The 26,473-nt window shown below is 67.7% G+C and carries 17 protein-coding genes; 8 read left to right on the forward strand and 9 right to left on the reverse strand.

Annotated features, from left to right (window positions below):
* Window positions 1–10 precede the first annotated feature (10 nt).
* Genes CK625_RS02935 through CK625_RS02950 form a run of 4 tightly spaced genes read left to right on the forward strand, consistent with a single transcriptional unit; the run spans window position 11 to window position 3,555 of the window.
* A complete protein-coding gene (locus CK625_RS02935) occupies window positions 11–688 on the forward strand; it encodes a hypothetical protein (protein ID WP_095538738.1) in 678 nt (225 codons plus the stop codon).
* Complete coding sequence (locus tag CK625_RS02940) at window positions 685–2,355, forward strand: hypothetical protein (protein ID WP_095538739.1); 1,671 nt, start codon at window positions 685–687, stop codon at window positions 2,353–2,355. The genes CK625_RS02935 and CK625_RS02940 overlap by 4 nt, the downstream gene beginning before the upstream one ends.
* A gap of 10 nt (window positions 2,356–2,365) precedes the next feature.
* On the forward strand, window positions 2,366–2,914 hold the full coding sequence (locus tag CK625_RS02945; protein WP_095538740.1) for a GTP-binding protein: 549 nt from the start codon (window positions 2,366–2,368) through the stop codon (window positions 2,912–2,914).
* A 5-nt stretch (window positions 2,915–2,919) separates the two neighbouring features.
* Window positions 2,920–3,555, forward strand: a complete 636-nt coding sequence (locus CK625_RS02950; RefSeq protein WP_095538741.1) for a hypothetical protein — start codon at window positions 2,920–2,922, stop codon at window positions 3,553–3,555.
* A 57-nt stretch (window positions 3,556–3,612) separates the two neighbouring features.
* Here CK625_RS02950 and lolA read toward each other — a convergent pair whose 3' ends face one another.
* Window positions 3,613–4,257: an outer membrane lipoprotein chaperone LolA gene (gene lolA / locus CK625_RS02955; protein ID WP_095538742.1), complete on the reverse strand. Its 645-nt coding sequence runs from the start codon at window positions 4,255–4,257 to the stop codon at window positions 3,613–3,615.
* A 332-nt stretch (window positions 4,258–4,589) separates the two neighbouring features.
* Here lolA and CK625_RS02960 point away from each other — a divergent pair, with 332 nt between their 5' ends.
* Window positions 4,590–6,191, forward strand: a complete 1,602-nt coding sequence (locus CK625_RS02960) for an AMP nucleosidase (protein WP_095538743.1) — start codon at window positions 4,590–4,592, stop codon at window positions 6,189–6,191.
* A gap of 179 nt (window positions 6,192–6,370) precedes the next feature.
* On the opposite strand, the gene CK625_RS02965 is transcribed toward CK625_RS02960, so the two are convergent.
* The 6 genes from CK625_RS02965 to hrpA all read right to left on the reverse strand — a co-directional run bounded on the left by CK625_RS02965 (window position 6,371) and on the right by hrpA (window position 17,345).
* Entirely contained in the window at window positions 6,371–7,309 is a 939-nt protein-coding gene (locus CK625_RS02965) for a restriction endonuclease (protein ID WP_095538744.1), read from the reverse strand.
* 167 nt (window positions 7,310–7,476) lie between these two features.
* Window positions 7,477–7,872, reverse strand: a complete 396-nt coding sequence (locus CK625_RS13555) for a hypothetical protein (RefSeq protein ID WP_143326157.1) — start codon at window positions 7,870–7,872, stop codon at window positions 7,477–7,479.
* A 48-nt stretch (window positions 7,873–7,920) separates the two neighbouring features.
* A complete protein-coding gene (locus CK625_RS02975; RefSeq protein ID WP_095538746.1) occupies window positions 7,921–9,129 on the reverse strand; it encodes an efflux RND transporter periplasmic adaptor subunit in 1,209 nt (402 codons plus the stop codon).
* A gap of 5 nt (window positions 9,130–9,134) precedes the next feature.
* Complete coding sequence (locus CK625_RS02980) at window positions 9,135–11,495, reverse strand: ABC transporter permease (RefSeq protein ID WP_095538747.1); 2,361 nt, start codon at window positions 11,493–11,495, stop codon at window positions 9,135–9,137.
* A 43-nt stretch (window positions 11,496–11,538) separates the two neighbouring features.
* The gene (locus CK625_RS02985; RefSeq protein WP_095539051.1) at window positions 11,539–12,270 is read right to left on the reverse strand and encodes an ABC transporter ATP-binding protein; all 732 of its coding nucleotides are present in this window, start codon (window positions 12,268–12,270) and stop codon (window positions 11,539–11,541) included.
* Between the two features lie 815 nt (window positions 12,271–13,085).
* On the reverse strand, window positions 13,086–17,345 hold the full coding sequence (hrpA, locus tag CK625_RS02990; protein ID WP_095538748.1) for an ATP-dependent RNA helicase HrpA: 4,260 nt from the start codon (window positions 17,343–17,345) through the stop codon (window positions 13,086–13,088).
* Between the two features lie 108 nt (window positions 17,346–17,453).
* Between hrpA and CK625_RS02995 the strand changes: the two genes are divergently transcribed.
* From CK625_RS02995 to CK625_RS03005, 3 genes are all read left to right on the forward strand, one after another.
* Window positions 17,454–17,963, forward strand: coding sequence for a DUF1543 domain-containing protein (locus CK625_RS02995; protein ID WP_238945466.1), 510 nt, complete (start codon window positions 17,454–17,456; stop codon window positions 17,961–17,963).
* 182 nt (window positions 17,964–18,145) lie between these two features.
* Window positions 18,146–22,252: a DUF11 domain-containing protein gene (locus CK625_RS03000; protein WP_172425068.1), complete on the forward strand. Its 4,107-nt coding sequence runs from the start codon at window positions 18,146–18,148 to the stop codon at window positions 22,250–22,252.
* Between the two features lie 224 nt (window positions 22,253–22,476).
* Window positions 22,477–23,133 carry a DUF2889 domain-containing protein gene (locus tag CK625_RS03005; protein ID WP_095538750.1) on the forward strand — a complete coding sequence of 219 codons (657 nt, stop codon included), beginning with the start codon at window positions 22,477–22,479 and terminating at the stop codon, window positions 23,131–23,133.
* A 256-nt stretch (window positions 23,134–23,389) separates the two neighbouring features.
* On the opposite strand, the gene CK625_RS03010 is transcribed toward CK625_RS03005, so the two are convergent.
* Together CK625_RS03010 and CK625_RS03015 are read right to left on the reverse strand one after the other, a co-directional pair.
* Entirely contained in the window at window positions 23,390–23,836 is a 447-nt protein-coding gene (locus CK625_RS03010; RefSeq protein ID WP_172425069.1) for a thioredoxin family protein, read from the reverse strand.
* Window positions 23,826–26,450 carry a DNA translocase FtsK gene (locus CK625_RS03015; RefSeq protein ID WP_095539053.1) on the reverse strand — a complete coding sequence of 875 codons (2,625 nt, stop codon included), beginning with the start codon at window positions 26,448–26,450 and terminating at the stop codon, window positions 23,826–23,828. Before CK625_RS03015 ends, CK625_RS03010 begins: the two co-directional genes overlap by 11 nt.
* Window positions 26,451–26,473 lie beyond the last annotated feature (23 nt).

Below are 26,473 nucleotides of genomic sequence, written 5' to 3' on the forward strand. Positions count from 1 at the left end.
GGCACACCCCATGACCGCGCAACAGCACCCGGCCAGACTGCCCCAGACCGCCCAGGCCCAGGGCGCCACGGCCACACACATGGCGCAGGCATCCGGCAGCCCAGCGGCCTCGGCTGCGCAGGCCCACGCTGCCAGCGCCCGCTTGCGTCAGGCCAGCCGTCTGGTGCTGCAAGCGCCAGCAGACTTGGCCTTGCATGCCCAGCGCATCCAAATGGCCCTGGCCTTGCCGGGTACAGAGCCGCTGCAAGCGGCCCTGGTGGACATGCTGTGCGGCTGCAAAGCCCCGCCCCAGGCACTGTGCGAGGTGCTGGCCCAGCCGGCTGTGCGCGAGCGCCTGCCCGCCCCCGCCTGGCAGGCGCTGCACGCCCAGGCGCAAAGCGGCCGGCCGCTGCCGCGCGTCACGCCGCTGGCCACCCGCTGGTGCATACTGGCCAGCCCCTCACTGGATGTGCCGCAGCGGGCTTGGCTGTGCGGGGTGGACGATTCGCGCAACATTGCCGCGCACGCGCTGGCCCCATTGCAGGCAGGCGACGCAGAAGCCGAGCAAGACTTTCTGGCGCACTGCCTAGGCTCGCACGACACCCTGGCCTTCATGCTCGCGCGCCGTGCATTGCAACGCCAGAGCATCGTGCTGTCCCCGCAATGGGAGCACACCATGCAGGCGCTGCAGCAAAGGATGGATGCATGAACGACAACTGGGTATTGCTGGCCGGGCTGACCGACCACGAGGCCGCCGCCATCGAGATCATGATCAACATGACTTGGCGCGACCAGCGCTGCATTACCCTGCGCCGCGACCTCTCGCTGAGCATCCCTGAGCAAACTGCGCAGGCCAAAGCCTGTCGCTACTGCGTCATCGACCTGTTCAGCCTGGGGCTGCGCAAGCATTCGCCCGACAACGAAGTGCTGCTGCTGCAGTTCCTGGCCGGTCGCTCGGCCGTGCTGCTGGTGCGCGGCAGCGGCAGCGGCTGGTTCGACGCCCTGCTGCCGCTGCAGCCTGGCCAGCACATCACCTGCCTGAGCATGCCCTACAGCAGCATCGCCCTGCGCGATGCCCTGCAGAAAATCAAAAACGCCAACGCCGCCGATGCGCAGCGCACGCCTGCCGCAGTCCAGCCCAACGCTCGCCAGCCTGTGCATGCCGCCGCATCAGCGCCATCTGCCTCGTCCGCAGGAGCAACCCAACGCCGCGTCACTGACGACGCAGCGGCTGACAGGCCGCGCGCGGAGGCCATGCCGTCGCGCTCTGCACCTTCCCCCGCGCCTGCTCCTGCCACGGCGCCCGCGCCCGCGCCCATGCCCGCCTGGCGCCGCGCCCTGCAATTGGCCGAGCGCCTGCACGCCGAGCGCAGCGCGCGCCAGCCCGCTGCCGCCCAGCAGCCCGCCCAGCCCCCAGCGCCAAGCGCTCGACCAACCCCGAACCCGCCGCGCGAGCCCATCGCCCCCACCCCCCCACAGCCAGTGGCCAATCGCCCGGCCAGTCACCCGGCCCGCAGCGCCCAGGCGCCTGCCAGCAGCATCGCAGCAGCCCCGCCAAGCCAGACAGGGGCAGCCGAAAGCCTGTCCGTGGCCCCGCCAGCCGTGCCTTTGTCCGCCCAAGCCATGGGCCTGCGCACAGGCGCCTGGACCCAGCTGCTGCGCACCCTGCCAGCCCTGAAGGGGGTTGCGCTGGCAGACTTTATCGGCCAAACGCTGCAGGACACACTGGGCGAAGGCCTGCAACTCTGGCGCATTGGCCCAGTCGTTTGCCTGGTGCATGTGCGCCAGGGCTGGATGGCCACGACAGCTCCGGCGGCCACCTTGCAAAAAATGGTGCATACCCCCGGCCTGCTGCAACGCGTGCAGCGCCAATCCCTGCCCGCCGACGAGTTGCCCAATGCAGTCCAGCAGTTCTTTGGGCAGTCTTTCGAGCGCATGCAAAGGCCGCTGGATGTGCTGGCCTGGGATTTGCTCAGCGAATCGCTGGACGGCCTGACGCTGCAGGCGCAGGACGATTTCACGCTGCAACTGCGCAGCTTTCCCAACTTCCCGCATCTCACGCGCAGCGATCCACTGGACGTGCAGCTGGCAGCCATCTGTGCCCGCATCCCCCAATCCGTGCATGACCTGTTGCGCGCTTTCCCCCGCCATGAACAGGCCGTGCTGCGCTTTATCACGTTGAGCGTGGCCTGCGGTCTGGCAGTGGTGCTGGACACGCCCGCCTACCAGCACAAAGACACCCCAAGCCCCGATCAGGCTGCCACGGCAAAGCCCACACCTGCAGCAGCGCCCCCGGCAGCTGCGCCAGCCCCCGCCAGCGGCGCCACCAAGGCGCGGCGCGGCTTCTTCAAGTCCTTGCTGGACAAGCTCTTCTGACCCTGCTGCCATGGCCAATACCTACAAGCTCGTTTTCGCCGGCCCCGTGGGCGCGGGCAAGACCACGGCCATCCAGTCCCTGTCGGACATCGAGGTCGTGCGCACCGAAGCCAATGCCTCCGACGAGGTGCGCCTGCTCAAGCAAACCACCACCGTGGCCATGGACTACGGCCTGATGAAGCTCGCCAGCGGCGACCAGGTGCGCCTGTACGGCACGCCCGGGCAAAAGCGCTTTGACTTCATGTGGGACATCCTCACCGAAAACGCGCTGGGCCTGGTGCTGATGATCAAGGCCAGCGCTCCCGACCCGGTGGCCGACCTGCGCAGCTACACCCAGGCCTTCCGTCCCTTCATCGACAAAACCTCGCTGGTGGTGGGCATCACCCACAGCGAAAGCCGCAGCCCGCAGGTGCGCCACACCCTCTCGCGCACGCTGCTGGAGCTGGGGCTGCCGCCCACAGCCATGGACACCGACGCGCGCAACCGCGCACACATGGCCATCCTGGTCAAAGCCTTGATCTACGGCATTGACCCCTTCAACGGCTCGCACCAGGGCTGACCACCATGGATGACGCCTTTCTCATGCTCACCCCCGCAGGCGCCTTGCACAGCCATGCGCTGCGCCAGCCTGACGAAGCCTGCGAAGCCTTGCAAAGCCTGATGCGCGGCGAGCAAACGCCGCGCCGCAGCGCCTGGCTGGCGCAATCGCCCGCACACCGCGCCGTATTGGCGCGCGCGCTGTACGAGGGCTGGGTGGACGAGCTGCCGCGCAGCCTGCCCGCGCCCACGCTCAAGCTCGACCACTACCTGCCGCACGCCATCGCCGGCCTGTCCAGCACGCGCACCGCCGCGCTGGCCTCGGACCAGGGCTTTTGCCTGGCGCGCGTGGGCTACGACGAGCGCCAGGCCGAAACCCTGTGCGCCGTCGCGGCCGATTTCAGCGACTTCATGCAGCGCCAGCAGCAACGCGGCTGGCACAACAGCGGCCGCGCCGTCTCTTTTTTTCAGGGCATCGACATGCTGATGCCCGACACCTCGCTGGCCCTGTTCTGGGTGGACGGCGTGGGCTACTGGCTCATCCTCGGCGGCGAGCCCCTGCTCAACAACCGCGCCCTGGTGGAGCTGATCTGGGGCATTCACGCCGCAGGCAGCAAATTCGCCCGCAGCAGCTTGGCGCTGCAACGCTGGCAATCCCGGTAAGCACGCCTTCTTTCTATTTCCAATCAAGGCAAAGGCGCGGCCTCCCGCGCCGCAGCTTCACTGCGCCGGATCGCGCACCACGTCCACGCCTGGCGGCGGCGTGAACTCAAAGCGCTTGGCCGGCAGGGCGACGTTCTTCTCGAAGCCCTCAAAGCGCAGCGCCGAGCGCTGGCCGAAGTTGTCCTCGATCTCCAGCGCCGCCAGGGCATCGCCGGCAAAGCCAATGCGCACGCTGCGCAGCGTGCCATCGCTGGCCTTGGGCGTGGCCAGCACCCATTGCAGGCCGTCGGCATCCGGGGCGCTCTCCAGCTTGAAATCGCGCTCCAGCGCCGCGCGCGTGCTGGCCGAGGAGACGATGGCCGCCGGCGTGCTGCTCAGCGCCCGCTGCTGATCGCGCGCCGTGACCTGCTCCAGATCGGGGTCGTAAATCCACAGCGTCTTGCCATCGCCGACGATTTGTTGCGCAAACGGCTTGAGGTAATCAAAGCGGAACTGCCCTGCCGGGCGCGCAAAGGCAAACGTGCCGCTGGAGCGCGTCACGCGGCCGGCCTCGCCATCGCGCGGCGGCGCCGTCACCGTCTGCGTGAAACTGGCCTGGCCCGACTGCACCTGCTGCACGAAACGCTCCAACGCCTGCAGGCCATCGGCCCAGGCCCAGGGCGCCAGCAAGGCCAGCGCCAGGGAAACTGCGGTTTTCTTCATAGGGAAAGCTTTCATCAGAAACAGGCCCGGCGCAGCGCCAAGCCTTGTGAACAGACTCTTGAGAATAGGCTGGCCTGCATTGTGCCCAAGCCAGCCACGGCCAAAAACTTCCCTTGGAGGCAGGCGCGCCCGCACAGTTCAACGCCCCAAGCGGCAATTACCCTTTTTTGCAGATGCCAGGCCGTGGCCCGTTGTGCCTCGTTGTGCCTCGTTGTGCCTCGTTGTGCCTTGCGGTGCCTCGTGGTGGCACATCGTGCCCATGCAGACCATTGTCACCATCGCCGGGCATACTCCTGGGTTTGCCCCATACCAGAAAACCCCTGCGCCCCGACATGCCCGAACCCCGCCTGCACGACAGCCCCGAACCCGATACGCCCGCCGCCACCTCCTGGAGCCTGCACACCGATGCCGACAGCGCGCTGGCTGCCGTGGCCGCGCTGTACCAGCAGCAAACCAGCCTGCTGCGCCACGGGCTGCAACGCTTTCTGGCCGGTGAGGACACCGGCCCCGTGCGCGCCTGCTACCCCCAGGTGCGCATCGTGCCGGCCAACACCGTGGACAGCGCCCTGGCCTCCTTCAACACCCAATCGGCCTATGGCTTCGTGGCCGGGCCGGGCTGCTACCAATCCACCCTCACGCGCCCGGACCTGTTTGCCGACTACTACCGCGAGCAGTTCTCGCTGCTGCTGCAGCACCACCGCGTGCCGCTGCAAGTCGGCCTGAGCGGCGAGCCCATGGCGCTGCACTTTGCCGACGTCGAGCAGGCCCTGGCCGATGCGCCACTGAGCCCGCAGCGCAAGCAACTGCTGCACCTGTACTTCGACGCCCCCGACCTGCTGCGCGTGGACGACGACGTGGCCAACGGCACGGCCCGCTTCGCCCCTGGCGAGCCCCAGCCCCTGTCGCTGTTCACCGCCCAGCGCGTGGACCTCTCGCTGCAGCGCCTGCGCCACTACAGCGGCACCGCGCCCGAATGCTTTCAGCACTACGTGCTGTTCACCAACTACCAGTTCTACATCGAAGAATTCCTGCGCACCGCGCAGGCCGAGCTGGCCCGCGAAGGCAGCGCCTACACTGCGCTGATCGAGCCGGGCAACCGCATCAGCTGGCGCAGCGGCCTGGGCCCGGCCAGCGCCCAGGTCGAACCCTGGCTGGCCGCACTGGCCGCCGCCCAGGACGCCCAGGACGCCCAGGCTGGCGGCAGCGCCAACCACGCCGCCAGCGGCCCCAGCACCGGCCGCCTGCCGCAAATGGCCGCCTACCACCTCGTGCAGCCCGGCGGCCAGGGCATCACCCTGGTCAACATCGGCATCGGCCCGGCCAACGCCAAAACCATGACCGACCACATCGCCGTGCTGCGCCCGCACGTGTGGATCATGCTCGGGCACTGCGCCGGGCTGCAAAGCAGCCAGCAACTGGGCGACTACGTGCTCGCGCACGGCTACATCCGCGACGACCACGTGCTCGACGAAGACCTGCCCATCTGGGTGCCCATCCCCGCGCTGGCCGAAGTGCAGCAGGCGCTGGAGCAGGCCGTGGGCCAGGTCTGCGGCGTCAGCGGCCTGCAGGTCAAGCGCATCATGCGCACCGGCACCGTGGCCAGCACCGACAACCGCAACTGGGAGCTGCTGGACTACCAAACCCCGCTGACGCGCTTCAAACAAGGCCGCGCCATCGCCCTGGACATGGAAAGCGCCACCATCGCCGCCAACGGCTACCGCTTCCGCGTGCCCTACGGCACCTTGCTGTGCGTGAGCGACAAGCCCCTGCACGGCGAGCTCAAACTGCCCGGCATGGCCAACCAGTTCTACCGCGGCCGCGTGCTGCAACACCTGCAAATCGGCATCCAGGCCATCCAAATCCTGCAAGCGCAGGAGCACGCCCGCCTGCACAGCCGCAAACTGCGCAGCCACGCCGACGTGGCGTTTCGCTGAGCCAGCGCAGCAGCTCCTGGGGGTGGTTGAGATTGGGTTTGCGAAGCGGTTTTTCGAGGCAAAAGCCGCAAATGCAAGGCGAAAGCGCGCGCAAGGTTGGACACCTTGCAAGCGTTTTCAACGCAGCAGTTGAGGGTTTTGACCGAAAACACCGCCGCAACACTCAATCTCGACAAGCCCTAACGCATGGCCAGCGTGTTCCTGCAGCGCGGGTAATTCACACAGCCCCAGAAGCGCTGCCCCGTCTTGCCGTGGGCGCGCTCGGCCATCTTCACGCCACAACTGGCGCAAGTGGGGCGCCAATACTCCCCCTCAAAGGCCACCGCCAGCAGTGCAGCCTGCTGCTCGGGCGTGCGCGAGGCGATCAATTTCAACAAACCCGCGCCATCCTGCGCGTTGATGCCGTGGGCGCGGGCAAAAGCCAAGGCATCGGCCGTAAAGCGCGAGCTGGTCGCGTAGGTGCCACGCTTCAGACCATGCGAAGCCATCACGCCGAAAAACTCCCGCATGGCTGATACCGGCACGGGCCTGCCCTGCCAATGCTTGCACTGCACCACACTTACCAGCGCGCCGCCTGCATGGCGCGAATGCAGCCAGATATCGACCCCGCCATCGGCCCCGTGCGATTGCGAGCGCGCCTCAAAACCCGCCTGTGCGAACAGCGCTTGCACCACCGCCTCGAAGCGCCGCCATTCGATGGCAGCAAAAACTTCGGGGCTCCATTCGCGCAGGCGCTCGTGGGCAGGTATTGAAGGGCGCGCCTGGGTGGTGGGCATCACCGATTCGCCCTCTTTGGGCTGATCTGCCTGCCAGGCAGGCTGCAAGCAGACCCCCCTTTTGGCCTGCTCAGCAACAGCCGTTGCACCGTGCTCGACAGCCGCTGGCACTGCAGCAGCCCGAAAAGCCGCACCCTGCTGCTTGCGCCATTGATGAAGCCCCAGCAACAACAGCCCCAGGCCCAGCGCCATCCCCCCTGGCCAATACAACGCAGCCTTCAACCCCGCCACTGCGGGGTGGGAGCCCGACAAAGCAGGCACAAGCAGCAAAACACTGCCCACGATCGCCAGTCTGAGGCCAAGCTCAAACAGGCTGCTGGCTTTGGATGGATGGCGTTTCATGCATTCCGACCGATGAGAAGTTAATTTTTGCCTGCAGATTGTGTAAGCAATTCGCTTCTACTTCCCTGGATCGCGTTGTGGTTGGTCTATTGGGCGTGCCAGAGTAGGGCCACTCAGGGAATACCGACCACAGCTATAAGAATCTGCCATCAAAACCTCTTATTTCCTCAAAGATCAAGCAATATGAACTGCAGGGCGTAGATTTCAATCTTGCTGTGCGTAGCTTCCGTCACGAATGAAAAGCACAGCAGTGAAGCAAGATCGACCCCAATGCGCGCCCACTTTTGCAGGAATTGCTCGTCTTTGTCCTTTACAGAAACTGCATCGGCATGCAGCAGTTTTTCTTCGGCAATGACGCCCATGTTCATCGCAATATTGCATTGATAGCAGTCGGAAAATACCAGCCTTTGTCGCCTGCCAGAGCCCCAGGCGATGTCAATGCCGATTTCATCCTGATGCCCTGGGCGGCTTCTGTCGATGTGCAAGCCCATCAAACAGGCATCATCCCAAGGTAAATCATTGAATTTCACTTTCACTCTTGGAAGATTCATTGCTTTTTTCATCCAATCCCGGCCATCCAAACAATGGGGGCGCAAAGCTCATGGCACGCGCTAAACAGCCCCATTCCCACTGCTGCGCACGCGTGCGCCGTCGTGCAGTTGGCTGTCGGGCTGCAGCACCACGATGTCGCCCGCTTGCAGGCCTTGTTCGATTTGCACGGCGCTGGCTGCACGCAGGCCGATTTGCACCGGGGTGTGGCGGGCGCGGCCTTGTTCGATGCGGTAGACGGCCCAGCCCTCGGCGCTGCGAAACAGGGCGCTGGCGGGCACTTGCAGCGCTTGCTCGCGCTGCTGGGTGATGAATTCGACCTCGACGTGGAAGGCGTCGCCCAGCGCCTGCCATTGCGCGCGTGGGCTGGTGATGTCCAGCAGCACGCGGGTGCGCTGCTCTTGCACGCCCAGGGCCGAGACTTTGGTGAAGCCCGCCGGCTCGATGCGGCGCACGCGCGCCTGCAGTTGGCCGGGGCCGCCCCAGCGCAGCACTTGCGCGGCCATGCCGGGGGCCAGTTGCACGGCGTCGGCCGAGAGCACCTCAACTTCAAGCTCCAGATCGCTCAGATCGCCGATTTCCAGCAGGGCCTGGCCGGCGGCCACGGGCGTGGCGCTTTCCTGCATGCGGCGCAGCACTTGCCCGTCGATGGGCGCGCGCACGGCCAGCACTGGCGCGGCGCTGCCATTGGGGGCCTGGCTGCTGCCTTGTTGCAACTGGGCGCGGGCCGCTTCGATGCCTTGCTGGGCCACGCGCTCTTCGGCGCGGGCGGCGGCGAGCTGGGCGCGCGCCGTTTCGGCGCGGCTGCGGGCCTGGTCGAGCTGCCCGGCGCTGGCTGCGCCTGCGGCCTGCAGCGGCGTCAGGCGCGCCAGTTCGCTGCGCGCCAGTTGCAGCTCGGCCTGGGCGGCGGCGCTGCGCTGGCGGCTGGCGGCCAGCGTGGCCTGGGCGCCGCGCAGCTGGGCCTGCAGCTGGCTGCGCGTGCGCGCGTCCAGCAGGCCGGAGGTGGCCGGCTCGATTTCCGCCAGGGTTTGCCCGGCCTGCACGGCATCGCCCACCTGCAGGGCGATGCGGCGCAGCTGGCCGGCCACCGGCGCGCTGAGCACGTAGCGCTGGCGGATGCGCGTGCGCCCTTCTTCGGTGAAGCTGACGGTCAGCGGCCCCTGGCTGGCGCTGGCCGTGGCCACCAGTTGCGTGGGTTCGCGCAGCGCCACAGCCAGCAGGGCCAGCACGGCGGCGGCGGCCAGGATCACGAGCAGGATTTTGCGAAGCATGGGGGTCACTCCCGGGTTTTCAGGACTTCGATGAGGTCGAGGCGGCGCAGGCGCCAGACGATGACCAGGGCGGAGAGCGCGGCGCTGGCCAGGGTCGTCAAGGCGGCGATGGCGTAGGTGCTGGGCTCGACGACCAGCGGGATGCGGTAAAGGTCGTTTTGCAGCCCGGCGATCATGGCGGCGATCAGCCCGTAGCCCGCGGCCATGCCCAGCGGCAGCGAGAGCAGCACCAGCACGGCCATTTCGCCCAGCAGGATGTAGGCCACCTCGCCCTGGCTCAGGCCCAGCACGCGCAGGCTGGCCAGCTCGCGGCCGCGCTCGGACAGGGCCATGCGCATGGCGTTGTAGACCACGCCGACGTTGACGATCATGCCCATGACGATGGCGATGGCCGAGAAGGTGCCGCTGACGCGGGCCATCATGTCGAGAAAGGCTTCGATGGCGGTGTGGCGCTGATCGGTGCCCACGACCTTGGGGCGCGCATCGAGCGCGCGCAGCACGCCCAGCTCATGGCCGGGCAGCACGGTGAGCACGGCGCTGTTGACCAATGGGCCTTCGCCCAGGCTGCGGTTGAGCGTGCCCAGCTCCATGTAGGCCGAGCTGCCGTTGAGGTCGTAGATGGTTTGCACCACGGGCAGTTGCAGCATCTTGCCGCGGCCTTCGAGCACTTCGACCCAGATGCGATCGCCCACGCGCAGGCCAAACCACTGGGCAAAGTAATCGCCCAGGATGATGCCGCCGGGCTGCGGCGCCACCGGCTGCAGCGCGGGGCTGAGCAACTGGCGCAGCCGCGCATCGCCGGCCAGGCCTTCGAGCATCAGCAGCTTTTGCCGCCCATCCAGATGCAGGCGCACGGGCACGCTGCGCTGGCCTTCGACCTGCTCAACGCCCGGCAGCGCCGCCAGCTCGTGCAGCGCGCTGCGCGGCATGGCCTCGACGAAGGCCACCGAGACATCGTGGCGGCGCGCCAGGCGGTACTCCACGTCCAGCATGTGGCGCACCGAGGCGCTTTGGAAGTTGCCCACCACGACGATGCCGCCTGCTGCGGCCAGGCCCAGCAGGCTCAGCAGCGCCTTGCCGGGGCGGCGCTCAAGCTGGCGCCAGATCATGCGCGTGGGCTGGGAGAGAAAGCGCGCCAGGCCCAGACGCTCGAGCACGGTGCGGCCAAAGCGCTCGGGCGCGGGCGGGCGCATGGCCTGGGCCACGGGCTCGCGCGCGGCCGCATACACCGCATGGCCGCTGCCCACCAGCGCCGCCAGCAGGCTGATGCCCGCGCCAATGGCCACCACGTGCGGGTTCAGGCTGAAGCGCAGGTAGGGAAAGTGGAAGTTGATCTGGTAGAGCCCGGCCATGCCCTGCCCCAGCCAGATGCCGACGGCCACGCCGATGAGCGTGCCCAGCGCGCAGATCAGGCCGACGATCAGCCCATAGTGCAGCGCCACCTGCGCCGTGCTGTAGCCAAAGGCCTTGAGGATGGCCACCTGATCGCGCTGCAGGCTGATCAGGCGCTTGAACACCATGTTCAGCAAGAAGGCGGCCACGCCCATGAAGATGGCCGGGAACATCCAGGTCATGGTCGCCAGCTGGCGGAACTCCTCATGCAGGATGCGGTGCGAGAGCTGCTCCATGCGGCCGGTGGCCACGCTGCTGCCGTGGCGCGCCAGCTGCCGGTTGAGCGCGCCGATGACGGCCTGCTCATTACCGCCGGGGGCCAGGGCGATGGTGGCCTGGTTGAAAGCGCCCTTCATGTCCAGCGCCGCCGCCAGGCTGCGCTCGGGCATCCACAGCACGGTGTAGCGCGCCTCGTCGGGGAACATGGCCCCAGGCTTGACCTGGTAGATGTGCTCGGCGGACATGGCAATGCCGCTGATGCGCACGCGCTGCGCGCGGCCTTGCAGCGTCACGCGCAGCGCATCGCCCGGGCCCAGCCGGTGCGCCTTGGCAAAGGCCTCGCCGATCAGCACCTCATCGGCCGCGCTGGGCAGGCGCCCGGCGCGCAGGTACAGGCGGTTCTGGCGCGGCTGGCGGCCATCATCGGGCAGCGATTGCGCCAGCGCCTGGGCCGGCTCGCCAAAGCCGGGCACCTCCAGCTTGGCGCCAGCGGCCAGGCGGGTTTCCACCTCGGCCACGCCGGGGATTTCGGCCAGCTGGCGCGCCAGGCTTTGCGGCGCGCGCTTGAGCTGCACCCAGATGTCGGAAAAGCGGCTTTCCTGATAGATCTGCGCGCGCGTGCCGCGCAGCGATTCCAGCGTGGCCTGCGACATCACCAGCATGGCAATGCCCGAGGCGATGACCAGCGCAATGGCCAGCGCCTGGCCGCGCATGCGCCACAGATCGCGCAGGGCCTTTTGGTGCAGCGCCTTCATCGCGGGCCTGCCCCTCCTGCACTGGCTGCCGCCATGCGCCGCATCACCAGCGCAGCTCCTGCGCGGCCAGGCGCTGGGCGTTGCGCTGCTCGCGCACGATCTGCCCGTCCTGCATCCACAGCACGCGCTCGGCCATACGGGCGATGTCGGCGTTGTGGGTGATGATGACCGTGGTCGTGCCCATCTCGGCGTTGACGCGCTCGAGCGCCTGCAGCACCAGCACGCCGGTGGCCGAATCGAGCGCGCCGGTGGGCTCGTCGCACAGCATCACCGCCGGGCGCTTGGCAATGGCGCGGGCAATGGCCACGCGCTGCTGCTCGCCGCCCGAGAGCTGGGCGGGGAAGTGCTCCAGCCGCTTGTCCAGCCCGACCAGCGCCAGCGCCTGGGCCGGGTCGAGCGGATCGGGCGCGATCTCCGTGACGATGGCCACGTTCTCGCGCGCGGTCAGGCTGGGGATGAGGTTGTAGAACTGGAACACAAAGCCCACGTGCTCGCGCCGAAAGCGCGTCAGCGCCGCATCGCTGGCGCGGCTCAGATCCTGCCCGCAGTACCAGACCTGGCCGCTGCTGGGCACGTCCAGCCCGCCCAGGATGTTCAGCAGCGTGGACTTGCCGCTGCCCGAAGGCCCCAGCAGCACCACGAACTCGCCCGCGTGCAGCTCCAGATCAATGCCGCGCAGCGCCTGCACCTGCACTTCGCCCATGCCATAGACCTTGGTCAGCCCCTGGGCGCGAAAGATCAGCTCGCGCGCGGGCGGCGTTGGCGTTGGCGGCATTGACGGCGCGGCGGGCGGCTCGCTGGACGGCGTGGCCGCCGCCTGCAATGCGGCGGCGCTGTTGGCTGCGTGCAGATGCTCCCTCATGGCTGTGTCTCTCCACCGCTGTGCTCGCGGCTGCGCCATTGTGCGCGAAAAACCGCAGGCCGCCGGCAGGCGCTGATGGGCACGGCAAGGCCACGGCGCAAAGCCTGCCCCTTTGCGGCCTTTCATGGCCTTTCGTGCCGCAGTGTGCGGAGCGGCTGCCGTACACGTTGCACTCATGCAGAGATCGCACTTGGTGGCTGCCGCCTGCGCCAGCTTTGAGTGCCGGGGCCGGGATGTGCGCCCGGCGGCGCAGTCACTTTCTTTTTTGTCGAAAAAAGAAAGTGACCAAAGAAAAACGACCCTGCTGCCTGCGTCCCCGACGCTGCGCGCCGGGGCAACCTGTGCCGGTGGCCTGCCTGGTCGGATGCTGCGGAAACTCGCTGCGCGGCTTTGCCGCTACGCTCAAACAGCCGCAACGAAATTGGATGAACGAAGCAGGCCCACTGTGTGTGGGCCTGCCCGCCCAGGCAGACCACCGGCCCAGGCGCAAGCAGAAGGGGGCGCAGCCCGGGCCATCGCTGCGCTCGGCCTTGGGCTGTCGTGGCCCGAGCGCCTGCTCTCAACATGGCCGAGCAATAGCGATTGCGCCGGGCGCACATCCCGGCCTCGGCACTCAAAGCCGGTGCAGGCGGCAACCATTGAACGCCATCTCGTGCAGGGACCAAACCACCCCACAAACCACCCCAATCCGCTTGCCTGGTCGCCGCGCCGCGGCTTTGCGCAGGCGCTCAAGCCACCACCTGCGCCCAGACTTTCTCCAGCCGCTTGACGGATACCGGCTGCGGGGTGCGCAACTGCTGGGCGAAAAAGCTCACGCGCAGTTCTTCCAGTAGCCAGCGATAGTCCTGCAAGGCCGCGTCTTGCTGGCCCTTGCGCTGGGCCAGCAGCTTCCAGTAGCGCGCCTCCAGCGGGGCGATTTCCCCTTGGCGGGCCTGGTCGCGCGCGGGGTCTTCGCGGTATTTGTCCAGCCGCATCAGCATGGCCTTGAGGTAGCGCGGGTAGTGCTTGAGCTGGGCCTGCGGCGTGGCCTGCACGAAGCGCTTGCCCATCAGGCGCTCGAGCTGCTGGCGCACGTCGGCCACGGCCTGCTCGGCGCCTTTCATGTCCTTGAGCTTGCGCACGATTTGCGCGTATTCGGCCAGGATTTGCCCCGCCAGGCGCGCCACTTCCTGCGCCAGCAGCGACAGGCGCGGGCGGCCGTCCTTGAGGCGCTGCTCGAATTGCTCGGCGTTGATGGGCAGCGGCTCTTGCAAGAAGGCCAGCTCGATGGCCACGGCGATGATTTGCGCGCGCAGCTCCTCCAGCGTGCCCAGCAGCATGTAGGCCACGGCCATTTTTTGCAGCTCGGGGATGTTTTTTTCCAGGTATTTGAGCGCGTCCTTGATGTGCAGCGCGAACAGGCGCGCCAGGCCCTGGCGGTGGACCTGGGCGGCGGCCTCGGGTTCGTCAAAGACTTCGATGGTGACGGCGTCGCCTTGATCGACCAGGGCCGGAAAGCCGATGAGTTTGCGGCTGCCTTTGCCCCATTCCATGATTTCGGGCAGCTCGCCAAAGTCCCAACTGGTGTGGCGTTGCTCGGGTTCGCCCAGGGCGTTGGACTCGCTCTGGGCGGCGGGCGTTTGCCCCTTGCCCTGCCCTGCCGCGCTGGCGGGGGTGGGCGTTGCAGCGGCGGCGGCGCGAGCGTTTTTGCCCGCGTCTTTGCCCGCTTTTTCGGCCGTTATTTCGCCCGTTTTTTCGCCACTGCTCTTGCCGCCCTCCTCGCTTTGCGCCAGTTTCAGCCCGGCCAGGGCCTGAAACGCCCCGCGCGCCTGCTGGCCCAGCTCGGCCTTGAGGGCGGCGAGGTTGCGGCCCTGGCCGAGCTGGCGGCCGTGCTCGTCCACGACGCGGAAGTTCATGAACAGGTGCGCGCTGAGCATGTCGGCCTTGAAGTCCGTGGGCTTGATCTCCAACCCGGTCTTGGCGCGCACCCATTGGCGCAGGCGCTCGTGCAAATCGCCCTGGGCGAAGCTGCCCTCCTCCAGCCAGGCCTTGGCGATGGCCCCTGCCGTCTCAGCCAGCGGCAACAGGCGCGAGCGCGGGCGCTGCGGCAGGCTTTTGAGCAGGGCCTGCACCTTGGCGCCCAACATGCCGGGCACCAGCCAATCGGCGCGCGCTTCCTGCACCTGGTTGAGGGCGTACAGCGGAATGGTGACGGTGACGCCATCGCGCGGGTTGCCCGGCTCGTGCAGGTAGCTGGCGTTCAAATCCATGCCCGCCAGCTTGATGGTGGGCGGGAAGGCGGCGGTGGTGATGCCCGCGGCCTCGTGGCGCATCAGCTCGTCTTTTTGCAGCTCCAGCAGTTGCGGCTGCTGGCGGCGCTCCTGGCGGTACCACTGCTCAAGCTGGCGGCCGTTGCACACGGCCTCGGGGATGAGGCGGTCGTAGAAGGCATAAATCAGCTCCTCATCGACCAGCACATCCTGGCGGCGCGATTTGTGCTCCAGCTCCTCGACCTTGGCGATGCGCTTGCGGTTGGTGGCCAGGAAGGGGAATTTGCGCTCCCACTCGCTGGCGTAGTCGCCCTGCACCAGCGCCTGGCGGATCATGATCTCGCGCGCGGCGGCCGGGTCGATGCGGGCAAAGGGCACGCGCCGCCCGCTGTAGACGAGCAGGCCGTAGAGCGTGGCGCGCTCCAGCGCCACGGCCTCGCCCGCTTTTTGCTCCCAGTGCGGCTCCAGCAGTTGTTTTTTCAGCAGGTGCGCGCCCACTTCCTCCAGCCATTGCGGCTCGATGTTGGCCATGCCGCGGCCATACAGGCGCGTGGTTTCCACCAGCTCGGCGGCCACCACCCAGCGGCCGGGCTTTTTGCGCAGCCGCGCGCCGGGGTGGCGGTAAAACTTGATGCCGCGCGCGCCCAGGTAATGCTCGGCCTCGTCGGGCTTGAAGCCGACGTTGCCCAGCAGCCCCGCCAGCAGCGACAGATGCAGCGCCTCGTAGCTGGCCGGGCCGTTTTGCTCGTGCAGCTTCCAGCCCTGTTCGGCCACGGCGGCGGCCAGTTGCTGGTGGATGTCGCGCCACTCGCGCACGCGCCGCACGTTGATGTAGTGGCTGCGCAGCAGGTTTTCGTATTGGCGGTTGGAGAGGCGGTGCGTGGCCTGGGCAGGCGCTGCGCCCTCCGGCCCTGGCCCCGGCACTGCGGGCGCGGTGGCCGCTGCGGGCGAGGCGGGCGCGGCCACGGCGCGCTGCGCCACAGGCAGAGCCGCGTGGCCTCGCCCGGCTTTGCCGCGGCCCTGGGCCTGCGCGACGGCCTGGGCCTGCTGGCGCGCCGAGGGCAAGCTGGCGGCCTTGCCGCCGCGCGCGTCGTGAATCCACTGCCAGAGCTTGAGGTAGCTGGTGAATTCGCTTTTCTCGTCGTCAAAGCGCGCGTGGGCCTGATCGGCCTGGGCCTGCTTGTCCAGCGGGCGGTCGCGCACGTCCTGCACCGACAGGGCGGCGGCCACCACCAGCACCTCCTGCAAGGCGCCGCGCGCGCGCGCCTCGATCAGCATGCGCGCCACGCGCGGGTCCAGCGGCAGGCGCGCCATCTGGCGGCCCATCTCGGTCAGCTCGCGCTGCTCGTCCACCGCGCCCAGCTCCTGCAAGAGCTGGTAGCCATCGGTGATGGCGCGCTGCGAGGGCGCTTCCAGAAACGGGAACTCCTCCACCGCGCCCAGGCCCAGCGACTTCATGCGCAAAATCACCCCGGCCAGCGAGGAGCGCAGGATTTCCGGGTCGGTAAAGCGCGCCCGGGCGGCAAAGTCCGCTTCCTCATACAGGCGGATGGCCACGCCATCGGCCACGCGGCCCGAGCGCCCGCTGCGCTGGTTGGCCGCGGCCTGGCTGATGGGTTCGACCAGCAGTTGCTCGACCTTGCTGCGATAGCTGTAGCGCTTGACGCGCGCCGTGCCCGTATCGATCACATAGCGCACGCCGGGCACGGTCAGCGAGGTTTCGGCCACGTTGGTGGCCAGCACCACGCGCGGCGGCCCGCCGGTCTCGAACACGCGGTCTTGCTCGGCCTGCGAGAGGCGCGCAAACAGCGGCAGCACCGTGCAGTGGCGGCGCACCGGGTCGTGCGAGAGGTGTTTGTGCACGTGATCGGCCGCCTCGCGGATTTCGCGCTCGCCGGGCAGGAACACCAGAATGTCGCCGCCCGGGCGGCCTTGCCACAGCTCATCGACGGCATCGGCGATGGCGGTATTCAAGTCCGTCTCGCGGCTTTCCTCGAACGGCCGCCAGCGGATTTCCACCGGATAGGTGCGGCCCGAGACGTACAGCACCGGCGCAGGCCCCTTGGCCGAGGCGAAATGCTGGGCAAAGCGCTCGGCATCGATGGTGGCCGAGGTGATGATGAGCTTGAGATCGGGCCGCCGCGGCAGGATTTGCTTGAGGTAGCCCAACAAAAAGTCGATGTTCAGGCTGCGCTCGTGCGCCTCGTCGATGATGAGCGTGTCGTAGGCCTTGAGCAGTGGGTCGGTCTGCGTCTCGGCCAGCAAGATGCCATCGGTCATCAGCTTCACGCGCGCGTTCGGCCCCAGCCGGTCGTTGAAGCGCACCTTGTAGCCCACCACCTCGCCCAGCGGCGTTTGCAGCTCCTCGGCAATGCGCTTGGCCACGCTGGAGGCGGCAATGCGCCTGGGCTGGGTGTGGCCAATCCACTGCCCGCGTCGCCCATCCTTGCCGCGCTGGCCGCGCCCCAGCCCCCGGCCCAGCGCCAGGGCGATCTTGGGCAGTTGCGTGGTCTTGCCCGAGCCGGTCTCGCCACAGACGATGACGACCTGGTGCGCGCGCAGGGCGCGCTCGATCTCGTGGCGCCGCACGGACACGGGCAGGCTGTCGGGGAAGCTGATGTGCAGCGGGGCCGGTGGCGCATTCGGCACAGCGGGCGCAGCAGACGCATGGGGCGCGGCTGGCGGCGCGGCGGCAGGGCCGGATGCGGCGTCGGTAGCAGAGTCGGAGGCGGAATTCATCGGGGGCGGATTATCCTGCAGGCACTGCCCATGCCCGCCTTGGCAGGCAGCGCTGCTCCATACAATGCCGCGCCTTCGTCATCCCATCCCCATCAACAGCCAAGCCCCATGGACACCACCCCACAGCTTTTCATGTTCTACCTCGGCGGCAGCGCCGGGCGCTCCAACATCGAGGTGCACGACGTGCAATTCGTCGCCTGCCAGCGCATGGAGGACGCCATCCCCGCCCTCAAGGCCGCCTGGTTTGGCGACCCGGACAAAGTCCACATCGACGGCTACCAGCGCCTGAACTGGGCCGATGGCCACGCCATCACGCTGTCGCGCGAGCCCGCCGCCGCGCAGCCGCGCCTGTACTTCGTCAACGTGGGCGGCTACCTGCCCGAACAACTGGCCGAGGCCCATGCCTTTGGCCTGTTCGTCGCCCCCGATGCCGAGACTGCCAAGGCCAAAGCCAAGGCCACGCTGCTGGCCGGGCACGCACAGCACCACAAGGACAACCTGCTGAGCGTGGACGACTGCCTGCTGCTGGCCCAGGTCGATGGCTGGCACATCCACCTGCAGCCGCAACCGGGCGGCAGCGCCCTGCCCCCGCAAATGCAGGGCTACCACCCCATTTGAGCAACTGTGCGCGCCTTGCGCGGCAAAGCACCATCCATGCAGGGCATGCACAGTCGCGCATGTTGCAACTGTGTGGTTTTGCAAACAATGCAGCCCCTGGCTTCCAAGCTACGGGCAAGCCCGATATATTGCTTGTTCGCAACCTTTTACAACAGCTTCAATATTTCAGGGGGAACTTTCACATGAAAAAAAGAAGCAAGCATGCGCTGCGCGCCGTCGGCATCGCCGCCGCATGGGCCGCGATGGCCGGTGCCGCGCACGCCGACACCGTATTGCTGGGGATCAACCTGGACCCCGGCTCGATCAACGGCCTGACGCTGGAGCCCCACCAGATCAAGGTGGTCATCAAGAATGAACCTTCGCTGCCAGGCACGGCCACCAACGCGCCGGTCGAGCTGAAGCTGCCCCCCAACCTTGGGGGCCTGAAGCTGGTCTCCAGCGGCGCGGCCAACTGCACCACTGCGCCCATCACCGTGCCGAGCAGCACGGGCGCTGGCCACACCGTCTCCTGGACCATTGCCTCGCTGGCACCGAACGCCAGCTGTGAATACGTCTTCGAAGCAGCGCCGTTGGCGGTCGGCTCTTACGCCTTTGCAGCGCAAGTGGCCACCGGCCCGGCAGACAGCCAGCAGGCCGGCGCCAGCGACCCGGTGCTGGTGGACAGCAACCGCACCGTGGCCGTCAAGCCCGTGGCGCTGAAGGTGGAAAAAACCATTGTGCAAATCAATGGCCAACCCGCCACGCCATCTGCCGATCCTGATCTGAATGGCATCAAGGCCTTTCAGGCCGGCTATGGCCAGCCTGTGCGCTACCAGCTGCGTTTCACCAACGCATCGGACGTGCCGCTGAACCTGGGCGAGCTCAACGACTACTGGGCCGATTACGAATACCCCATTGGCCGCGGCACCCGCTGGCTGAGTCACCACCGCCCGGTGAGCTCCACCACCACCAACGCCAGCTGCGCCGTGGAGCACAACACGCCTCAACCGCCGGGCACAGCCACGCAATCGGTCTGCCCTGAAGCGGTCGAGAACGACCCGAACATTGCCAACATCGTGCTCAATGGCGGCCAAGGCACAGACCTGCGCCCCATCGAGGTGCCGCGCCCCATGAGCGGCGTGATGCTGGCCGCGGGCGAGACCATGGTGCTGGAGTACGACCGCACCTACCAGCCTTCGGACTGTGGCGAATCGCTGCTGCGCAACGGCCTGGAGTGGGAAGTCAACAAATACTCCAACAGCGCCCAGTCCATGCAGGTGCAATGGCAAGGCAATGGCAATGGCACCGATGAGGTGTTCCTGGCCCTGCCCATGGGCGGCAGCGGGGCATGTGAGGCCGTCGAGCTGAACCTCCAGGCGACGAAAAAGCTGGTGGAAATCAACGGCCAGGCCGTCACCGGCACTGGCACGCAGGCCCTGCCCAACCCTGGCCCAGGTGCAGAGTCCACTGCGGTGTTTGAAATCAAGGTCACCAACGGGCACACGCCATCGCTGGAGAACTACCTGGCCCGGCCCAACACGCCCAATGACATTCTGTTCACGCTGTACGACCTGTACCGCACGGGCAACTTTGGCACAGCGCCGAGCTTCCACCCCAACGACTCCCTGCAGGAGCAAATCAAGGTGGAAAGCTGCACCAGCAGCATCGCGGGCAAGGCCTGCGCACTGCGCAATCCGGCAGCGCATGGCTTTGCCCCCGGCAACCCGGACCACGGCAAGGACTGGGGCCCGACTGTCAGCGGCAGTGGCTCGGCCATGTGGGATCAGATTTCCCTGGAGCTGAACGAGACCGTCACGCTGCGCCTGGCCGTGAAATACCGCCACAACCCCGGTACCGCAGCCCCGCTGTGCCGCAAGAACATCAACACCTTGGTCAATGCGCTGAACGTCGAGGCCGTCAAGCGCCTGCCTGAGGACCAGGGCATTGTGTTCTCCGGCAAGATCGAATCCGACGGCGCGCCCGCCGACTCGCCCACCGGCACCCACCAAACCCCGCTGGAGCTGCTGGCCGATCTGCCCATTTGCGTGTCCATGACAGCGCAAAAGGACGCAGTGATCACCACCGCCCCGCACGATGTGGAGTTCAGGCTGAGATTCACCAACTCCACCAGCGCCAACACCGGCCTGATCAGCCCAGTGGGCAGCGCCGTCAACCCGCTCAAGCAGGTGGTGCTCAGCGATCCGCTGCCCGCCAGCTTCAAGGCCGATGCCAATGGCGTGAGCTGTCAGGTCATCAAAGGCAATGCCGTGCTGCCCAACCCGCCGGTCTCGGCAGCCAACATCGGCGCCAACAACGAGTTCAAGGTCACCGTCCCTGAAATCGAGGATGGCGCAGAGATCAGCTGCACCATCACGGGCAAGGATCAGACTGCCGGCCTGCACGAGAACACCACTCGCGCCGACGTCGATCCCCACAACGGTGCGGGCACTGGCCCCACTTACCTCGATCCATTTGGCTTCAACGCCAGCAAGGACACCTACCTGATCTCCGGCCCGCAGCTCAAGCTGGACAAGACCGTGCAAGGCCCGCTGCAGCCCGGCGGCGAGATCACCTGGACCATCGTGGCCAGCAACATCAGCGCTTCGCCCACCAACGGCACCATCAATGACACCGTGCCCGCCATGTTCGAGTCCTTCACCTGGACTTGCGCCAGCACCGGCACGGCCGGCGGCTCCTGCGCCACGGCCAATGGCGCGGGCGCAGGTGGCGAGACGATCTCGGTTGGCGCCGTCATCCCGGCGGCCACCAGCAGCACCGCCGTGGGTGAGATCACCCTGACCGTCAAGGGCAAGCTGCCCGCTGGCCAGTTGCCGACCCAGGTTGACAACAGCGCCACGCTGGAGCTGCCGCCAGGCGCTGGCTGTATCGACCCGGCCACCAACCAGTCCGCGACCCCGCCTTGCAAGGCCGATGTCAGCATTGGCGCCACCTTGGTGGCACTGAGCAAGACGGCCCTGCCCGCTGGCACTACCAGCTACACCCCAGGCAGTGAGGTGAAGTTCGCCGTCGAGGTGCGCAACCTCAGCACCACCGGCCAGGCCTCCGTGCGCTTGCAGGATGCACTGCCCGCAGGCACCAGCGTGATGAGCTGGGAGTGCGTGGACCAAGCCAACAACGCCTGTGGCAATGGCGCAGGCGCCCTGGATCTGCCCGCCCTGGTGCTGGCCCCAGATGCGCGCCAGACCTACACGGTGACAGTGCAAGTGCCTGCCGGCTTCACCGGCAATCTGGAGAACATCGCACGCTTGACGCCGCCTGCAGACGGCTTCTGCCAGGTGGCTGGGGGCATCCAGCCTGCAGGCCAGGCTTGCGAGGCCCCGGTCAGCCTGACGCCAGCCGCCCTGCCGCCACCGCCGCCGGCATCCGTGCTGCGCATCACCAAGACCACCGCCAGCACACAGTTGCAGCCCGGCGGCACCGCCCAGTTCACCGTGCAAGTGCACAACACTGGCACTGCGGCAGTGAATGCGGTGCAACTCAGTGACGCCATGCCCACCGGCATTGCCAGCCAGACCTGGACCTGCGCGGCCGCCCCGGCTGGCAGCTGCTCCAGCGCCGCAGGCAGTGGCGCCATCAACCTGACGCTGGATCTGCCCGCTGGCGCCACGGCCACCATCGCCATCACGGCCACGGCCGAAGCCGCCAACTTGCCGGCCCAAGTCGTCAACACGGCCCGCATCACGCCCCCTGCTGGCGCGACTTGCGACCCCGCTTCCTGCGAGGCCAACGCCCAGGTGCCGACCTCCACTGGCCCTGTCCCCATCCCATCGGACGGCGTCGTGACCTTGAGCAAGACGGCCAGCAGCACCAGCGTTGTGGCAGGCGGCAAGATCACCTTTGACCTGGTGGTCTCGGCCAGCGGCGGGCGTGACTCGCACGGTGTGCGCATTCAGGACCCCTTGGCAGCAGGCATCGCCAGCCAGACATGGCGCTGCACCACAGCCACTGGCGGCGCCAGCTGCCCCACGCCCGATCAAGGCAGTGGCGCGCTCGATGCCGTGCTGAGCCAACTGCCCAGCGGCGGCCAGGTCCGCTTCCAGATCGAAGCCACTACCGATGCGGCCTTGCCTGTGGGCAGCCAGGTGATCAACGTCGCCAGGCTGAGCAATCTGCCCAGCAACGTGACCTGCGCCCCAACGGCGACCTGCGAGGCCAGCAATGCTGCCGCGCCAGTCGTGATCGCTGCGCCCAGCCCCACGGGCACGGTGCCTGTGCCCGTGGGCGCGCCCTGGATGCTGGCCCTGCTGGCGCTGTGCATGGCCGGCCTGGCCCGCCGTCAGCGCCGCTGAAGGCAGCGCCCCCCGGCAGGCCGCAGCGCCTGCCGGCTCTGATACAAAACCCGGCCCTTTTCAGGGCCGGGTTTTTTCATGCCTGCCGGCGCGCCTGCAAGCGGCTGCCCACCAGCTTGACAACGTGACAGCGCCACGCAGAAAAATCCATTACCCTTGCCGCCCGGCCGCTGGCGCATGGGCTTGTCCATCCGCACACGGCCCCATGACGGAAGAAACCCGCGATGACTCTGCCCCCTCCCGCCCCCCGCCGCCTGGCCCACACCCGCCAGAGCACATTCCACGGCTATCAGCGCGACGATGGCCTGTGGGACATCGAAGCGGAAATGGTCGACACCAAGCCCTTCGAGTTCGCATTGGCCGATGGCAGCGGCCTGCCGCCCGGGCAGGCGCTGCACCGCATGCTGATCCGCCTGACCATCGACCACCAGCTGGTGGTGCGCGACATCGCCACGCGCATGGGCAATTTTCCGCACGGCTCCTGCCACGAGGCCGACCAGCACATGCGCAAGATGATTGGCAGCACCATGGCCAAGGGCTGGCGCAAAAGCATCGACGCCCACCTGGGCGGCGTGCAGGGCTGCACGCACATGCGCGAGCTGCTCTACAACATGGCCACGGCGGCCTACCAAACCCTGGCCCCCATGGCATTGGCGCATTTCCACGGCCTGCCGCCCGATGCCAACCGGCCGCCGCCGCCACACCTGGGCGGCTGCATGACCTGGGATTTCAACGGTCAGGCCGTGGCGCAGCTGTACCCGGTGTACTTTCAATGGCCGGCCCGCATGGCCAACGCGGCCAGCAGCGCAGCCCACGGCGCGCAGCCGCAGGGCAATGCCCCAGCCCAGCCGCCGGATGCTGCGGATCTGGATGTGAGCTAAAGCGCCGCGCGCCAGCGCATGCGCTTCTCGAACGTGGACAAATCCAAGCCTGGCCGCTGACTGGCATCGCCGTCTCGCAAGTGGCTCTCGTCATGCCCGCGAAGGCGGGCATCCAGCGACACCCTCGCGCACGAGAAGGGGATTGGCCAACGGCAGCGCCGCCCTTGTCAGCGTCGCGGCTGGACACCCGCCTTCGCGGGTGTGACGAGAGAAGGCGGCGCTTGCAGGAGCTGTCTTCATGAGAATCGAAGCCGCTCTATACCTTACCCGGCTCGTTACCCGGCGCCTTACCCGGCTCGTTACCCGGCGCGTCACCCAGCATGGCCTGCAGGGCGCGCCAGGCCTGTTGCTCCAGCGGCTGGGGGCTGCTGGGGCGCGTGGGCTGCGCGCCCAGGGCCGCGCCCTCTTGCAGCAAGCGGCTCAGCACGGCCGCCTGCGGCACGATGCTGCCCCAGAACAGCAGCTGCTGGCCGCGGCCCAGCGCAATGGTCGGGAAGGTGTCGATGTCCAGCGCGCCCAGGGCGTCGCTGGTGGCCGGCTCTTCCACGTCCAGCCAGGCCAGCTGCACCTGGGGATGGCTGCTGCGCAGCCGCTCAAAGACGGACTCGAACTCGCGGCACACGCCGCACCAGGCGGCGCACAGGCCGATCAGGCGCAACGGCGCAGCGGCGGCGGCGCCATCCACATCGGGTTCATTCGCCACGGTGGGGCACCAGGATGTCGCGCTGGCCATTCCTGCCCAGCGCACCGACCAGGCCGGCGCTTTCCATGTCCTCCAGGATGCGCGCGGCGCGGTTGTAGCCGATGCGCAGCTTGCGCTGCACGTGGGAGATGCTGGACTTGCGGTCCTTGAGCACGATCTCCACGGCCTGGTCGTACATGGGGTCTTTCTCGCCGCCGCCTGCGCCGGCGGGCGTGCCCTCAAAATCCACGGCCCAGTCGCTTTCGCTCTCGCTGCCAACGCCCTCGAGCACGCCGTCGATGTATTCGGCCTCGCCCATGCTTTGCTTGATGAATTCGACCACGCGGTGCACTTCGTCGTCGCTGACGAAAGCGCCGTGCACGCGCACGGGCAGGCCAGTGCCGCCTTTCATGTAAAGCATGTCGCCCATGCCCAGCAGGGCCTCGGCGCCCATCTGGTCGAGGATGGTGCGGCTGTCGATCTTGCTGGAGACCTGAAAGGCAATGCGCGTGGGCACGTTGGCCTTGATCAGGCCGGTGATGACGTCCACGCTGGGGCGCTGCGTGGCCAGGATGAGGTGGATGCCAGCGGCGCGCGCCTTTTGCGCCAGGCGGGCGATGAGCTCTTCGATCTTCTTGCCCACCACCATCATCAAATCGGCCAGCTCGTCGATGATGATGACGATGTGCGGCAGCGCGTCCAGCGGCTCGGGGTCCTCGGGCGTGAGGCTGAAGGGGTTGCCGATGATCTCGCCGGCGTCCTGCGCGGCCTTGATCTTGGCGTTGTAGCCGGCCAGGTTGCGCACGCCCAGCTTGCTCATGAGCTTGTAGCGCCGCTCCATCTCGGCCACGCACCAGTTCAGACCGTGCGCGGCCTGCTTCATGTCGGTCACCACCGGGCACAGCAGGTGCGGGATGCCTTCGTAGACGCTCATCTCCAGCATCTTGGGGTCGATCATCAGCAGGCGCACTTCGCTGGGCTCGGCCTTGAACAGCAGCGAGAGAATCATGGCGTTGATACCCACGGACTTGCCCGAGCCGGTGGTGCCGGCCACCAGGCAGTGCGGCATCTTGGCCAGGTCGGCCACGATGGGCTTGCCGATGATGTCCTTGCCCAGGCCCAGCGCGAGTTTGGATTTCTCGTCCTGGTACACGTCCGAGGAGAGGATTTCCTTGAGCTGGATGGACTGGCGGCGCGCATTGGGCAGCTCCAGCGCCATGTAGTTCTTGCCCGGGATGGTTTCGATCACGCGGATGGACATCAGCGACAGCGAGCGCGCCAAGTCCTTGGAGAGGTTGACGATCTGCGCGCCCTTGACGCCCGTGGCCGGCTCGATCTCGTAGCGCGTGACCACCGGGCCGGGCTGGGCCTCGACCACACGCACTTCCACGCCAAAGTCCTTGAGCTTTTTCTCGATCAGGCGGCTGGTCATCTCCAGCGTTTCGGGGGTGACGGTCTCCTGCTTGGCAGCGATCGGATCGAGCAGCGCCACCGAGGGCAGCGCGCCGCTTCTGGCGTCGTCGAACAAGTGCTTTTGACGCTTGACGGGCGTGGAGATCAAAGCCGTCTCGTTGGCCGCAGCCGGGCTGGGGTCGTCCCACAGCGGCTCGATGCGCTCTTGCGGGCGCGTCGTGGCGTAGCTCTTGCCCGGCGCGGGCTCCTCGTCCCAGGGCAAGTCCACGGTTTCGCTGTAGGCCGGCGGCGGCGCTGCGCTCTCGGCGCCGGCCTCGCCGGCTGCGCTGCCGGGCGCAGCGCCGGCTTTGGGCAGTGCCGCCTCGGGCAGCTCCTGCAACTGCGGCAGTTGCTCCTCGGGGATGTCCGCCAGGTGCTCGGGCAGCGCATCGCTCAGGGCATCGCGCGTGAGCACGGCCTCCTTGCTGATTTGCTCCTCGCGCTCGCGCTGCGCGCGCCGCCCGGCGCGGGCATCGCGCAGGTGCTCGTGGCCCAGGCGCACGCGGTCGATCCAGCGCTCGATCCAGGCGCCGGTGCGCTCGGCCACCTTGCCCCAGGAAAAACCCAGCACCCACGACAGCGTCAGCAGCGCCAGCACCAGCGCCGCCACGGTCGAGCCGGTATAGCCCAGCCAGCGCACGGCCAGGGGCCCAACCCAATAGCCCAGCACCCCGCCGGAATGGTCGGGCAATTGGCCCTCGAAGCGGTACAGGCGCGTCCACTCCAGCACCGCGCAGGCGCACAGCAGCAGCAGCACGCTGCCCAGCCAGAACAGGCGCTTGCCCCAGATGCGCAGCATCATCAGCCGCCCGTCGCTGCGCACCTGGCTTTTGCCGCTGAGCCAGGCGCGAAAGGCCCACCACCACAGCAGCGCCAGCGCCGCCACCAGCACCCAGACCGTGTAGCCAAGCAGAAAGTAGCTCACATCCGACCAGTAGGCCCCCAGGCTGCCCAGCCAGTTGTGCGGCACCTGCGCGGCCGCGCCCTGCCCCGACGAGGACCAGGCCGGATCCTGCGGCGAATAGCTCAGCAGCGCCGCCACCCAGGCCGAGCCGACCACCAGGGCGATGAACAGCAGCACATCCTGGCCAAAACGGCTCAGAAAGCCCGGCCCGGCCTCCTGGGGCGAGGAATTGAAAGTGTTGCCAGAGGATCGGGAGCGAGAACGGGAACGGGAACTCATGGTGTTGAACAGGCCCTGGGCGC

The organism is Vandammella animalimorsus (genome assembly GCF_002285265.1).
Classification (GTDB): domain Bacteria; phylum Pseudomonadota; class Gammaproteobacteria; order Burkholderiales; family Burkholderiaceae_C; genus Lampropedia.

What these genes read in the sequence shown, in the direction of transcription:
- CK625_RS02935 (WP_095538738.1), top strand. Translation starts at nt 11, where the DNA reads ATGACCGCGCAACAGCACCCGGCCAGACTGCCCCAGACCGCCCAGGCC.
- CK625_RS02940 (WP_095538739.1), top strand. Translation starts at nt 685, where the DNA reads ATGAACGACAACTGGGTATTGCTGGCCGGGCTGACCGACCACGAGGCC.
- CK625_RS02945 (WP_095538740.1), top strand. Translation starts at nt 2,366, where the DNA reads ATGGCCAATACCTACAAGCTCGTTTTCGCCGGCCCCGTGGGCGCGGGC.
- CK625_RS02950 (WP_095538741.1), top strand. Translation starts at nt 2,920, where the DNA reads ATGGATGACGCCTTTCTCATGCTCACCCCCGCAGGCGCCTTGCACAGC.
- lolA (WP_095538742.1), bottom strand. Translation starts at nt 4,257, where the DNA reads ATGAAGAAAACCGCAGTTTCCCTGGCGCTGGCCTTGCTGGCGCCCTGG.
- CK625_RS02960 (WP_095538743.1), top strand. Translation starts at nt 4,590, where the DNA reads ATGCCCGAACCCCGCCTGCACGACAGCCCCGAACCCGATACGCCCGCC.
- CK625_RS02965 (WP_095538744.1), bottom strand. Translation starts at nt 7,309, where the DNA reads ATGAAACGCCATCCATCCAAAGCCAGCAGCCTGTTTGAGCTTGGCCTC.
- CK625_RS13555 (WP_143326157.1), bottom strand. Translation starts at nt 7,872, where the DNA reads ATGAAAAAAGCAATGAATCTTCCAAGAGTGAAAGTGAAATTCAATGAT.
- CK625_RS02975 (WP_095538746.1), bottom strand. Translation starts at nt 9,129, where the DNA reads ATGCTTCGCAAAATCCTGCTCGTGATCCTGGCCGCCGCCGCCGTGCTG.
- CK625_RS02980 (WP_095538747.1), bottom strand. Translation starts at nt 11,495, where the DNA reads ATGAAGGCGCTGCACCAAAAGGCCCTGCGCGATCTGTGGCGCATGCGC.
- CK625_RS02985 (WP_095539051.1), bottom strand. Translation starts at nt 12,270, where the DNA reads ATGCCGCCAACGCCAACGCCGCCCGCGCGCGAGCTGATCTTTCGCGCC.
- hrpA (WP_095538748.1), bottom strand. Translation starts at nt 17,345, where the DNA reads ATGAATTCCGCCTCCGACTCTGCTACCGACGCCGCATCCGGCCCTGCC.
- CK625_RS02995 (WP_238945466.1), top strand. Translation starts at nt 17,454, where the DNA reads ATGGACACCACCCCACAGCTTTTCATGTTCTACCTCGGCGGCAGCGCC.
- CK625_RS03000 (WP_172425068.1), top strand. Translation starts at nt 18,146, where the DNA reads ATGAAAAAAAGAAGCAAGCATGCGCTGCGCGCCGTCGGCATCGCCGCC.
- CK625_RS03005 (WP_095538750.1), top strand. Translation starts at nt 22,477, where the DNA reads ATGACTCTGCCCCCTCCCGCCCCCCGCCGCCTGGCCCACACCCGCCAG.
- CK625_RS03015 (WP_095539053.1), bottom strand. Translation starts at nt 26,450, where the DNA reads ATGAGTTCCCGTTCCCGTTCTCGCTCCCGATCCTCTGGCAACACTTTC.